The sequence below is a fragment of the Micromonospora sp. WMMD735 genome (assembly GCF_049178995.1).
Classification (GTDB): domain Bacteria; phylum Actinomycetota; class Actinomycetes; order Mycobacteriales; family Micromonosporaceae; genus Micromonospora; species Micromonospora wenchangensis.
Map to the genome: position 1 here is coordinate 7,214,893 of NZ_JBMHMJ010000002.1, position 12,327 is coordinate 7,227,219.

12 protein-coding genes are annotated in these 12,327 nt (G+C 73.7%); 5 read left to right on the forward strand and 7 right to left on the reverse strand.

Annotated features, from left to right (window positions below; translation table 11 throughout):
• Positions 1-16: 16 nt before the first annotated feature.
• Positions 17-361, reverse strand: a complete 345-nt coding sequence (locus tag ACN268_RS31270) for a hypothetical protein (RefSeq protein ID WP_421486608.1) — start codon at positions 359-361, stop codon at positions 17-19.
• Between the two features lie 183 nt (positions 362-544).
• Between ACN268_RS31270 and ACN268_RS31275 the strand changes: the two genes are divergently transcribed.
• Positions 545-1,006 carry a hypothetical protein gene (locus tag ACN268_RS31275; protein ID WP_421486609.1) on the forward strand — a complete coding sequence of 154 codons (462 nt, stop codon included), beginning with the start codon at positions 545-547 and terminating at the stop codon, positions 1,004-1,006.
• 4 nt (positions 1,007-1,010) lie between these two features.
• Positions 1,011-2,057 carry a polyprenyl synthetase family protein gene (locus ACN268_RS31280; RefSeq protein ID WP_421486610.1) on the forward strand — a complete coding sequence of 349 codons (1,047 nt, stop codon included), beginning with the start codon at positions 1,011-1,013 and terminating at the stop codon, positions 2,055-2,057.
• Between the two features lie 10 nt (positions 2,058-2,067).
• Here ACN268_RS31280 and ACN268_RS31285 read toward each other — a convergent pair whose 3' ends face one another.
• Entirely contained in the window at positions 2,068-2,574 is a 507-nt protein-coding gene (locus ACN268_RS31285) for a DinB family protein (protein ID WP_421486611.1), read from the reverse strand.
• Positions 2,575-2,712: 138 nt separating this feature from the next.
• Between ACN268_RS31285 and ACN268_RS31290 the strand changes: the two genes are divergently transcribed.
• Complete coding sequence (locus ACN268_RS31290; protein WP_421486612.1) at positions 2,713-3,609, forward strand: DUF72 domain-containing protein; 897 nt, start codon at positions 2,713-2,715, stop codon at positions 3,607-3,609.
• 92 nt (positions 3,610-3,701) lie between these two features.
• Here the strand turns inward: ACN268_RS31290 and ACN268_RS31295 are convergent, their stop codons facing one another.
• From ACN268_RS31295 to ACN268_RS31310, 4 genes are all read right to left on the reverse strand, one after another.
• Positions 3,702-4,325 carry a hypothetical protein gene (locus ACN268_RS31295; protein WP_088647384.1) on the reverse strand — a complete coding sequence of 208 codons (624 nt, stop codon included), beginning with the start codon at positions 4,323-4,325 and terminating at the stop codon, positions 3,702-3,704.
• A gap of 100 nt (positions 4,326-4,425) precedes the next feature.
• Positions 4,426-5,289, reverse strand: coding sequence for an alpha/beta fold hydrolase (locus ACN268_RS31300; RefSeq protein ID WP_421486613.1), 864 nt, complete (start codon positions 5,287-5,289; stop codon positions 4,426-4,428).
• A gap of 64 nt (positions 5,290-5,353) precedes the next feature.
• Complete coding sequence (locus ACN268_RS31305; RefSeq protein ID WP_421486614.1) at positions 5,354-6,574, reverse strand: glycosyltransferase; 1,221 nt, start codon at positions 6,572-6,574, stop codon at positions 5,354-5,356.
• A gap of 240 nt (positions 6,575-6,814) precedes the next feature.
• Positions 6,815-8,032 carry a globin domain-containing protein gene (locus ACN268_RS31310; protein ID WP_421486615.1) on the reverse strand — a complete coding sequence of 406 codons (1,218 nt, stop codon included), beginning with the start codon at positions 8,030-8,032 and terminating at the stop codon, positions 6,815-6,817.
• Between the two features lie 145 nt (positions 8,033-8,177).
• On the opposite strand from ACN268_RS31310, the gene ACN268_RS31315 reads away from it, so the two are divergent.
• Entirely contained in the window at positions 8,178-8,630 is a 453-nt protein-coding gene (locus ACN268_RS31315; RefSeq protein WP_421486616.1) for an RrF2 family transcriptional regulator, read from the forward strand.
• Positions 8,631-8,699: 69 nt separating this feature from the next.
• Here the strand turns inward: ACN268_RS31315 and ACN268_RS31320 are convergent, their stop codons facing one another.
• Positions 8,700-9,956 carry a hypothetical protein gene (locus ACN268_RS31320; protein ID WP_421486617.1) on the reverse strand — a complete coding sequence of 419 codons (1,257 nt, stop codon included), beginning with the start codon at positions 9,954-9,956 and terminating at the stop codon, positions 8,700-8,702.
• Positions 9,957-10,267: 311 nt separating this feature from the next.
• Between ACN268_RS31320 and ACN268_RS31325 the strand changes: the two genes are divergently transcribed.
• Positions 10,268-12,325: a DNA gyrase/topoisomerase IV subunit B gene (locus tag ACN268_RS31325; protein WP_421486618.1), complete on the forward strand. Its 2,058-nt coding sequence runs from the start codon at positions 10,268-10,270 to the stop codon at positions 12,323-12,325.
• The last annotated feature ends 2 nt before the right edge of the window (positions 12,326-12,327 follow it).

Here is a 12,327-nt window from a genome sequence, read left to right on the forward strand (position 1 = left end):
GCGTCGGCCCTACCGGTCATGGGTCGTGGGTCGGCGGCCGTCGGTCCTCCCGGTCACCGGTCGTGGGTGGGCGGCCGAGCCCCGGCGGGTGATCCGGCCCGGGGTGGTTGCCGTCCACCGGACTGCCCGTGTCTCCGGCCGGGTCCGCGGCCGCCCGGTCGGGGACCGGGGTGGCCCGGGTGGCCCGTGCAGCCCGGTACGCCGACATCGCCGCCGACTCCCCGGGCAGTTCGTCCCGGGCCGCTGCGGGGCGCACCGCGGTCAGCAGCGTCACCAGCGGCCGGACCGGGCCGGTCGACCCGTCGACCGCCCCGCTGAGCAGCCGCTCAGCGGTTTCCTGATCCAGGCGGTATCGGGTCATCTCGTGTCCCTCAGCGTCGGCGCGGGGTGGGACGTCACGCCGACGGGGCCGGACGTGGCCCCGGTCACACCCGAGCCGGGCGGCGGGGACGAAAACCGGGTCGGCATCCCTACAGTACGTGACCGGTCGGTATGCGCTGGTGTAACAATCCGCTGGACAGGTCGCATCGAGGGAGGTTGGGCCATGCCCGAACGTGACACCCACCGTGACGAACGCTTCGATCAGCTCGGCGACGAGATGTCGGCCGCCGTCACCCGCGCGGCGTCGGTGCTCCAGGAGGAGCTGTCCGCCGGCATCGACAGCGCCCGCCGGCTCCAGGAGAAACTCACCGCCGACCGGCGGGTCGACCCGGCGGCCTTCGACGAGGTGGCCGGGCGGGTCCGCAGGGACACCCACGCGCTGATCGACATGGTGGTCGCCCAACTGCCGGTCACCGGCGAGCGGGGCGAGCTGACCCGCCGCTACGCCGCCGACGCCCACGACGTGCTGGACAGCCTGCTCGACCTGGCCCGGCTCACCCCGGAACTGGCCAACGGGCTGATCGACCGGGTGTCGGGCCAGGGCCCCGAACCGACCGGCCCGGTCCGCGTCGACCGGGACCCGGGAACCCCGGGGGCCGACGGCGGGCCCGGCCCGGTGTCCTGAGCCGATGACCGCACCGGGTATCGACGACCGGGTCGAGGAGGTGCTGGACCGCTACCGGGCGCGGACCATGGCGACCCTGCTGGCCCAGCTGCCCACCGGCGGCCCCCGCTACCTCTACGACCTGGTCGCCGACTATCCCCGCCGCTCCGGCAAGGGGCTGCGGGCGGCGCTCTGTCTGGCCGCGTGCCGGCTCGCCGGCGACGGCGACGAACCGGACGAGGCGGCGGTCAACGTGGCCACCACCGTCGAGTTGTTCCACAACGCCTTCCTCATCCACGACGACATCCAGGACGGCAGCGAGCAGCGGCGGGGCGCACCGACCCTGCCCGCCGCGTACGGCGTCGGCGTGGCGCTCAACGTCGGCAACATGACCAACCTGCTCGCCCTGGACCGGCTGCTGGCCAACCGGGACGGCCTCGGCTCCGGCACCGCCTGGCAACTGGTCGAGGAGACCCGGCTGATGCTGCGCCACTCGCTGGAGGGCCAGGCCATCGAGATCGGCTGGATCAGGGACAACGCCTGCGACCTCACCCCCGACGACTACTACCGGATGTGCCTGAAGAAGACCTCCTGGTACACCTGCATCTACCCGTGCCGCACCGGGGTGCTGGCGGCCGGCGGCGGGCGGTTGCGCACCGACCGGCTGGACCGCTACGGCTGGTACCTCGGCGCGGCCTTCCAGATCACCGACGACGTGCTGAACCTGGTGGGGGAGTACGCCGCCTACGGCAAGGAGATCGCCGGTGACCTGTGGGAGGGCAAGCGCACCCTGATCCTCATCGACTTCCTCGCCCGCTGCACCGCCGGGGAACGGGAACGGACGGTGGCCTTCCTCGGCACCCCCCGCGCCGACCGGACGGCGGCCGACGTGCGCTGGCTGCACCGCCGGCTGACGGCGTACGACAGTGTGGAGGTGGCCCGACGCAGCGCCCGGGAACTGGCCGACGCGGCGCTGGCCGAGGGACTTGCCGTGCTCGGCGACCGGGCCGGCACCGAGGACGGCCGGTTCCTGCTCGGCCTGACCCGTTTCGTCGTCGACCGCCCACGGTGACCGGCCGGGCTCAGCCCATCGTCTTCGCGCCGTCGATGGACTCGCGGATGATGTCGGCATGCCCGCAGTGCTGGGCGGTCTCGGCGATCACGTGCAGCACCGTGCGGCGCACCGACCAGCTCGCCCCCGGCTCGAACCAGGGCGCCTCCGGCAACGGGTGGACCGTGTCCAGGTCGAGGGTGGCGACCAGCTCGTCGGTGCGGGCCGCCGTCTCGGCGTACCGGGCGAGCAGGTCGGTCAGGGTGTCGTCGTCGGTCATCCGGAACATGCCGGCCCAGTCGACCGGCTCGCTCTCCATCGCCTCGGCCCCGCCGGCCATGAACCGCGCCCACCGGTGCTCCACCAGGGTCACGTGTTTGATCAGGCCGCCCAGGCACAGCTCGCTGACGGTGCTGCGGGCCGCCGCCTGCTCGTCGGTCAACCCGCGCACGGTGTGCCGCAGAAAGCCGCGGTGCTGGCCGAGGGACTGCAACAGGTCGGCCTTCTCGCCGGTGAGCACCCGCTCCGAAGTGGTCATCCGCCACCCTCCGTGGTCGATGTCGTCGAGGGTCACGCTAGGGCCACCCCCCGACACTTCCCGCCCGCCACACCGCGCGTCCGACCGCGTCCGCCCCTGCGGTTGCCGATCCGGCCGCCGGACGGTGGACTGGACCACATGGGAACGATCAGGGTGGGAACGTCGTCCTGGGCGGATCAGACGCTGCTGCGCGCCGGCTGGTATCCCCGGTCGGTGCGGACCCCGGCCCAGCGGCTGGGCTGGTACGCCGGGCGGTTCGGGCTGGTCGAGGTGGACACCTCGTACTACGCCATTCCGGTGCCGGAGACCACCGGCGGCTGGGCGGCGGCCACCCCGCCGGGCTTCACCTTCGACGTCAAGGCGTTCAGCCTCTTCACCGGACACTCGACACCGGTGCAGGTGCTGCCGAGGGACCTGCGACCGGCCACCGGCCCGTCCCGGGTCCGCCGCCGCGACCTGCCCGAGGCGACGTACGACGAGTTGTGGACCCGGTTCCGGGCGGCGCTGGCACCGCTCGCGGCGGCTGACCGGCTCGGCGCGGTGCTGTTGCAGTTCCCGTCGTGGCTGGTGCGGGGGGAGGGTGCCCGACGGCGGATCGCGGAACTGGCCGACCGGTGCCGGCCCTGGCGGGTCGCCGTGGAACTGCGCCACGGGTCCTGGTTCGACGGTGCGGCGGCGGCCGAGACGGTGACCTTCCTGCGCGACCACGACCTCAGCCTGGTCTGCGTCGACATGCCGCAGGGGCACCCGTCCTCGGTGCCCCCGATCATGATCGGTACCGCCGAGCCGGTGCTGGTACGGATGCACGGCCACAGCGCCCACTGGGAACACGGCAGCAAGGAGGACCGGTTCCGGTACGCCTACGCCGACGACGAACTACGCCGTTGGGCCGACCTGCTCACCGACCTGGCCGACCGGTCCGGGGAGCTGCACGTGCTGTTCAACAACTGCTGCGCGGGGCAGGCCCAACGCGATGCCGCCCGGCTGGCCGAACTGCTCGGGGTCGCTCCCACGACGGCAGCCGTCGGCCACTGACCGCGCCGGTACGGGCCACTGACCGCGCCGGTACGGGGCCCCCCGTCCGCGTCGACGGCGACCCCCGTACCGGCCGGTCCCGGGCCCGCCGGTCAGCCGGCCATCGCCATCCGCCGCCGGGCCCCCGTCGCGGCCAGCCGGCCCATCGTCATCGGCGCGCCCATCAGACCACCGGCGCGCCCGAGCATCCCCCGGAACACCTGGCCCGGCTTCTGCTGCTCACCCATGTACGCGGTGACCACCACCAACGCCCCGGTCAACGCGGGAATGGTCCACTGCAGGACCTTCATCTGCCGCTGCCGGTGCGCCACCTCGGCGGGTGTCTGGTAGTTGGGCTCGGTGGTCCCCGACACCGGCGGGTTACCGGCGTTCTGCAACTTCATACCCACCAACCGGCTGTACCCGGTGACCGCGAGCGCGCCGACGGTCAGCGCCGTCTTCACCGCGCTCATCCGGCCCACCCCGGACTGGGCCATCATCCGGGGGCTCTCGGTGGCCAGCTCACCCACCGCGCCGGCCAGGTGCGCGCCGATCGCCGCCGCGTTGACCGGCGTCCACCGCGACCAGCCGGCCGAGGCCACCGGAAGCCGTTGGGTCGAGTCGCTGATCCGTGCCGCCGCTCCGTTCACGCCCAGCGCCCCCATCAGGGAGCCACCGAACCAGGCCGCCAGGCCGAGATCGTGCATCGAGCGCAGTGCGGTGTGTCGTTCCGACATCTGATCCCCCTCCACCGTGTTCGGGCGCAGCGGCATACCCGTCCCGACGGGGGCTACGCGCCCGGGTGGCGGCGGACCGGTGCGGGACCGGACACCGGGGTCAGCGGCGGGGCAGACCGGCCGCGAAGTCGGCCACCCGGCGGCTCAGCGGCAGGCCGGCCCGGACCCAGCGGAAGTGGTCCAACGGGGCCCCGGCCTCGGCTGCCGTGTACCGGTGCCGGATGACCGGCGCGGCGGTGAGCTTGGTGCAGAGGTGGTCGACGATCGGGTGCGGGGTGTACTGGTCGTCGTCGACGCTGACCGCGAGCACCGGTAGGGTCAGCCGGCCCACCGCCGCGTCGCCGTCCACCCCGTCGAGGGTGGGGAAGCGGCCGGTGCGGGCGGTGCGCGCCCAGTCCCGGATCACCCCGCGCGCCTGCCGGCCGCCGAACCCCCAGCCCGGCCAGACCCCGAGCGTCCCGGCGACCGCCGCGATCCCCTGGCTGTACGGCAGCACGCCGTACCGGCGCAGGCCCGGGTAGCCGCGCCAGTACGGCATACCGACGGCGAGCAGGGCCAGGCCGTCGACCTGCTCGACACCGTGCAGGGCGAGGTGCAGCAGGGCCGCCTGCCCACCGAGGGAGTGCCCGAGCAGCAGCGTCGGCCGGCCGTCCCGCCGGGACTTGAGCGCGTCGAGGACCGCGCCGACGTCGGCGGCCAGTTTGCGGTAGCCGTACCGGCAGGCCCGCGACGGCGGGGGCGTGCTGGCCCCGGTGCCGCGCAGGTCGGCGACGACCACGGCCAGGCCGGCGGCGCGCAGCGCGGCGGCGAACGGGCGGTAGTAGCGGGCGCGTACCCCCATCGCCGGGCAGATCAGCACCACCGGCGCGGCGGAGGTGCCGGCGGGCTCCGGATAGACCTGGATGCCGATCCGGGCCCCGTCGACGTCGACGAACTCCTGCGTGTACTCCGCGTCCCCGCTCACCAGCCCATCCTACCGGCCGGTAATAAGTGGCCCGCGCCCCGCCCGGGTGGGCCGTCGCGGCCGGTCAGGCCGCCGCCGGAGCGAGCCGGCCGACCCCGCTGACCGCGGCGTAGACGCCGCCGAGCTGCTCGGCCCAGTGCCGGAAGGAGTAGCGCACCCGCACCCGGTCCAACGCCGCCGTGGCGTACGCGAAGCGGCGGACCCGGTCGGCGAGCAGCCGGCGGACCGCGGCACCCAGCGCCCGGGGGTCGCGCGGCGGCACCAGATCCCCGGTCAGCCCGTCGACCACACTGTCGGTGATCCCGCCGACCGCCGTGCCGACCACCGGGACGCCGCACGCCATCGCCTCCAGCGGGCTACGGCCGAACGGCTCGTACCACGGGGCGGCGACCAGGACGTCGGCCGAGCGGTACCAGGCCGCCAACTCCTCGCGGGGCACCGCGCCGACCAGCCGGACCCGGTCGGCGACACCACAGGACCCGGCGAGCGCGGTCAACCGGCGGGCGACGTCGTCGGTCGCCAGCGACCCGGCCGGCGGTCCGCCGACCACCACGTACTCGGCCCCGGGCACCCCGGGCAGCGCCCGCACGACGTCCTGCACGCCCCGGCGGTCGTGCAGCGGCCCCACGGTGAGCAGTCGGGGCCGGTCCGGATCGCGCGGTACGGCCGGCCCGGTCGGGGTGAACAGCCGCTCGTCCACCCCCGAGGGCACCAGCGCCAGCTTCGCCCGGGGCACCCCGAGCCGGACCAGTTCCCCCAGTTCGTCGTGCGACTGGACGACGACCCGGTCGACGGCCCGCCCGAGCGCCCGCTCGTAGCCGATCCTCCCCCGGCCGACCGGCTCCCGGCCCTCCGGGCGGCGTCGGTACGTGCTGCTGCCCAGGTCGTGGTACGTCAACACCACAGGCGTGTCGGTACGCCGGCCGGCGTGCACGGCCGCCAGACCGCTCAGCCAGAAGTGGGCGTGCGTCACGTCCGGCCGCCAGCCGGCCTGCTGCCAGTGCGCGGCCAGCCAGCGACCGAACTCGCCCACGTGGGGCAGGAGTTCGTCGGCCGGCACCGGCCGGGCGGGACCGGCGGGCACGTGCCACACCTGGTACCCCGCGTCGGTCGGCACCGTGTCGGGCAGCGTGGCGTCGTCCCGCCGGGTGTAGACCCGCACCTCGTGGCCCTCGGCGGCCAGCGCCGCCGCCTGCTCGGCGACGTGGAGGTGCAGCCCCACGGCATCCTGTCCGCCGGGGACGGCGAGCGGGCTGGCGTGCCCCGAGACCATCGCGATGCGCATGCTTCCTCCTCCGTGATCCGGTCACCGGCGAGGCGGAATCCGGTGCGGGGGCTTCCGGCCGGCGTCATCACCCGGTCCCGCGCACCGGGCGCGTGACAGGCACCCGGCCGCCCTCGCGGCGTCGGTGCCCGGACGTCACGCGCCGCCCGGTATGCCGAACCAGTTGCCCAGCGCGGAGGCGGTAAACATCAACTTTGCGTGCCCGTCCGAACGCCCTGCGTGCCCCGCGACCGGCCGTGCTCAGCCCACCTCGGGCAGCATCCCCGGCCCGAACACCTCGTAGGCGATCCGCTCCACCGGCACCCCCCGGCGCAGCAGGCCGCCGCGGACCCGGTTCATGAACGGCAACGGACCGCACAGGTGCACGTGCGCGTCGGGGGAGAGCGGGATCAGCTCCGGGTCGATCCGGCCCCGGCTCACCTCGGCCGGCAGCGTCGGGCCGTCGTCGCCGGAGATCTCCTCGTACCACAGCCGCAGCCGCAGCCGGGGCAGCCGGGTGTGCAGCTCGACCAGGTCGGCCCGGTGGGCGTGGGCGGCGCCGTCCCGGTCGGCGTGGGCCAGCACCACCGGCCGGTCCGGCGCGGTCGCCGCCAGGTGGGCCAGCGCCGACATCGCCGGGGTGAGCCCGATCCCGGCGCTGACCAGCAACAGCGGCCCCTGGCCCGCCACCGCGCTCACCTCGCCGAAGGGTGGGCTCAGCCGCAGCACGTCGCCGGGGCCGACGTGGTCGTGCAGGAAACCGGAGACCAGCCCGTCCGGGGCGCCCGCCGTGCCGCGTACCCGCTTGACGGTGATCCGCCAGTGGTCGGCGTCGGGACGGCCGGAGAGGCTGTACTGCCGGATCTGCCGGCCGCGTCCGCCGTCGAGGTCCACCGCGACCGAGACGTACTGGCCGGGGACGAAGCCCGGCACCGGGCCGCCGTCGACCGGGACGAGGGTGACCGAGACGACGTCGGTGGCCTGCGGCGTGACCCCGGTGACCCGCCAGTCGCGCCAGACCACCCCGCCGTGGGGCAGCCCGGTGGCCGCGTACAGCCGGGCCTCCCGGGCCACCAGCTCGCAGGCCATCAGCCAGTACACCTCGTCCCAGGCGGCGGCGACCTGCGGGGTGACCGCCGCCCCCAGCACCTCGCCGATGGCGGCCATCAGGTGCCTGCCCACCAGCGGGTACTGGCCGGCGGCGATGCCCAGCGAGGCGTGCTTGTGCGCGATGCGCTCCAGCACCGCCGTCCATCCGGTCGCGTCCTCGCCGGTGAGGTGCCCGGCGTACGCGACGACCGACGCGGCCAGCGCCGCCTGCTGCCGGCCGGTCGCCTGGTTGCCCCGGTTGAACAGGTTCAGCAGTTCCGGATGGGCGGCGAACATCCGGGCGTAGAACCGGCCGGTGATCCGGTCGGCGTGGGCCCGGACCACGGGCAGGGTGGCGGTGACGACGGCGGCTGACGACTCCGAGAGCACGGCTCCTCCTCCAGATGGGTACCGGAGACCACTCAAACAGGAATTCGAAAGTCCTCTTAGGGTCGAAAGTCCCGGGCCTGTCGGCGCGCCGGTCACCGCCGCCCGGCCCCTGTCCGCCACCAGGGGCGCTGGCTAGGGTCGGATCGTGAAGCTCAACCTGTCGACGGACATGGCCCTGCGGATCGCCATGCTCACCGCCCCCGCGTCGACCCGCACCACCGTCGACGAGTTGGCCGAACGGCTGGACCTGCCCCGCAGCCACGTGGCCAAGGTGGTCCAGCGGCTCCAGCGCATCGGGGTGCTGTTCACCGTCCGGGGCCGCTCCGGCGGGGTGGCGTTCGCCGAGGGAGCCGAACGGATCACCGTCGGCCGCGTCGTGCGCGCCTTCGAGGGGGAGGGGGAGGTGGTCTCCTGCGAGGAGACCGGCTGCGCCCTGCGTGCCGGCTGCCGCCTGCGGGTCCAGCTCCGCCGCGCCCAGGCCGCCTTCCTCGCCGTACTCGACGAGATGCCCCTGGCGGAACTGGCCGACGGCCCGGCGGCGGCCCTGCTGCTCACCCCCGCGCCCGGCCCGGGGGCCCGTACCCCGGCGGAGAGCTGACCGGGACCGGCGGGCCCGGACCGGTCGGCCGGCGGGGCGACCCGGACGGTCACCCCACCGGCCGCCGGTTCAGCTGACCTGGACCGTCCCGTCCGGCGAGCGGACGCAGGAGACCGTACGGGCGCCGGTCGACGCCGCGCCGGTCAGGCACCGGCCCAGCACCTGGTGCCCGGCCGCGCTCGGGTGCCAGGACTCCTGGCAGGTCTGGAAGTACGTCCCGCAGGTGTTGGCGATCCGCTGGATGTCCAGCTTGTCGTAGCCGGACAGGCTGGTCACGAAGACCCCCGAGGTGCCGTCCTGGAGCCGGATCGGGGTGGCCAGCGCGTTGCCGGGGCTGCCCGCCGACTCGCACAGCCGGGCGCCGTCGAAGGCCCGCTGCACGTTGAGGTAGACCAGGTCGGCGGCGGGGAACTCGGCGGACAGCGTGTTGCGGACCGAACTCACCAGGGTGCCCAGGCCCTGCGAGAAGCGCTGGCCGGGGGCGAGACTGGCCCGGTGGATCGGGCAACCGGCGGCGTACCGCTCGGCTCCCAGGTCACGGAACTTGTCCCGGGTGTCGTCCCGGCTGTCCTCCTCCCAGTAGGTCGAGGCCAGCTCCGGCGGCAGCGGGTTGGTGTAGTCCTGGAAGACGATCCGGTGCTGGCCGTCGGCGTCGATCTGGTCCAGCGTGGTCAGGATCTGCCGGACCGCCGCCGTGGTCTCCGCCGTCGCGGCGGCGACCTGGGCGGAGGTGGCCAGGTCGGCGTCCGAGCAGGGCTTCTGCTCCACCGGCCCGCCCAGGTACGCCCAGAATTCCCACCACCCGGTCCAGGCGTCGGCGATGAACCGGTTCGCGCACTTCTCGGCGACGGTGCCGAAGGTGAACGAGCTGTTGTTCGAGCCGAGGCCGACCAGCACCAGGTCGATGTCGTGGGTCTGCCCGACCGCGCGCAACTGGTCGAGCTGGGCGGCGACCTGACGGCCCTTGGCCCGGCTGGCCGACGCGTTGGCGATGTCGTACGGCTGGCCGCCGGAGCAGGCCAGGTTGAACCGGGCGGAGATGCCGGGCAGGTCCGCCTTGAACAGCGAGGCGTTGGGTGATCGGTGGCAGAAGTAGGCGTTGTTGTTCGGTGCCGACCAGCCCGGGAACGGCTGGGCGACCCCGTTGACGTCGGTCACCGCCGAGTACGCCCCGGCACCCTCGCCGCTGATGAAGCTGTCGCCGAGGGCGACGGCGGCGGTGGGCAGCGCGGCGGCGGCCGGTGCGGCGGAGCCGACGGCGACCGGCAGGGCGGCCGTGGCGACGGTGAGCAGCGCCGCGAGGGCGCTACGGTGGAACCTGGACATGACGTCCCCCATCTGTCCATGGAAATGTGAAAGATCCTTCCGGGCCGGATCAGATCACTTGGCGAGATGGACGTCAATGCCTCTTAACACGATCGTCCCATGGCGGAAACGGTCGTTTCCGGCCGGCGGGCACCCCGCCCGGGAAGGCCCCGACCCCCGGCGGCGTTGCCCCCGGCGGACGCGCACCCGCCGTCCGACGTGGGGCTGCACGGCGCTGTCGGGGCGTACGGCTACGCTCGCTGCGGCACGCCGCGCGTGGAGATCGAGACGGTGAGCGGCACCACACCGCCGAGACCGGGGAGTACGACCAGTTGACCGCACAGCCTGAGACCCTCTACGGGGCAGACGACCTCACCCACCTGGAGGGCCTGGACGCCGTCCGCAAGCGTCCCGGCATGTACATCGGCTCGACCGACAGTCGTGGCGTGGGTCACCTCGTCAACGAGATCCTCGACAACTCCACCGACGAGGGTGTCGCCGGTCACGCCACCACGGTCGAGGTGATCCTGCACGCCGACGGCTCGGTGCAGGTCGACGACGACGGCCGGGGCATCCCCACCGACGTGCACGCCAAGTCCGGCATCTCCGGGGTCGAGCTGGTGCTCACCCGGCTGCACGCCGGCGGCAAGTTCGGCGGCTCCGGCTACAAGACCTCCGGCGGCCTGCACGGCGTGGGCGCCTCCGCCGTCAACGCGCTGTCCCGCCGCTTCGACGTGACCGTCCGGCGCGGCGGCAAGGTGCACGCGATGTCCTTCCGGCACGGCGTCCCCGGCGTCTTCGCCGGCGACGGCCCGGACGCCCCGTTCACCCCCGGCCCCGGCCTGCAGGTCGTCGGGTCGATGAAGCGGGGCCAGCGCACCGGCACCTCGATCCGCTACTGGCACGACGCCCGCTACTTCGAGACCGGCGCGCGCCTCGACGTCGAGGCCGTCCGGATGAAGCTGCGCAACACCGCCTTCCTGGTCCCCGGGGTCGACTACCGGCTGCGCGACGAGACCGCCGAGGAGCCGGTCGAGGAGCGCTTCCACTACCCCAACGGGCTCACCGACATGGTCGAGTTCCTGGCGCCGGCCGGTGACCGGCCGGTCTCCGGCACCCTGCTGGTCACCGGCGAGGGGACGTACCGGGAGAACGCCGCCGACGCCAACGGCGTGATGCAGTCCAACGTGCAGCGCCGGGCCGAGGTCGAGATCGCCTTCCGCTGGGGCACCGGCTACGAGCGCACCGTCGAGTGCTTCACCAACACCATCCGCAACGCCCACGGCGGCACCCACCGTAAGGGCTTCGAGCGGGCGCTGACCCGGACCCTGGCCGACGCCGTCCGCAACACCCGGGGCCTGCTCAAGCCCAAGGAGGACCCGCCCACCCTGGACGACGTCCTGGAGGGGATGACGGCGGTGGTGCACGTGCGCATCCCCGAGCCGCAGTTCACCTCGCAGACGAAGGACGAGCTCTCCACCGCCGGCATCACCAAGGTGCTCCAGACCCTGGTCGAGCAGCACGTCAAGGCCTGGCTGGAGGACCGGCGCAGCAAGGCCGAGGCGCGCACGGTGCTCCAGAAGATCGTCGACGCGGCCCGGGTCCGGCTGACCCAGAAGCAGCAGAAGGACGCCGCCCGGCGCAAGACCGCCCTGGAGGGCGCGTCGATGCCCGCCAAACTGGTCGACTGCCGCGCCGCAGGCATCGATAGAAGTGAATTATTCATCGTGGAAGGCGACAGCGCCCTCGGCACAGGGCGACTTGCCCGTTCTGCCGAGTATCAGGCGCTTCTGCCGATCCGCGGCAAGATCCTTAACGTCCAGAAGGCCAACCTCCAGCAGGTGCTCGACAACGCCGAGTGCGCCGCGATCGTGCAGGTGCTCGGGGCCGGCTCGGGACGCACCTTCGACCTGTCCTCGTTGCGCTACGGCCGGGTGCTGATCATGGCGGACGCCGACGTGGACGGCGCGCACATCCGGACCCTGCTGATCACCCTGTTCGCCCGCTACATGCGACCGCTGATCGAGGCCGGCCGGCTCTACGCCGCGATGCCGCCCCTGCACAAGATCACCACGAAGGGGCGCACCCCGCAGACCACCTACACCTACACCCAGGCCGAGATGGAGGCGACGGTCCGCAAGCTGGAGAAGGCCGGCAGGCAGATCGTCACCCCGATCCCGCGCTTCAAGGGTCTCGGTGAGATGGACGCCGACGAGTTGTGGGAGACCACGATGAACCCGGCCACCCGGGCGGTCCGCCGGATCACCCTCGACGACGTCGACGCCGCCGAGCGCATCCTCGAACTGCTGATGGGCGAGAAGGTCGAGCCGCGCCGCAACTGGCTGATCGACTCCTCCGACCGGGTCGACCGCGACGCGATCGACGCATGAGC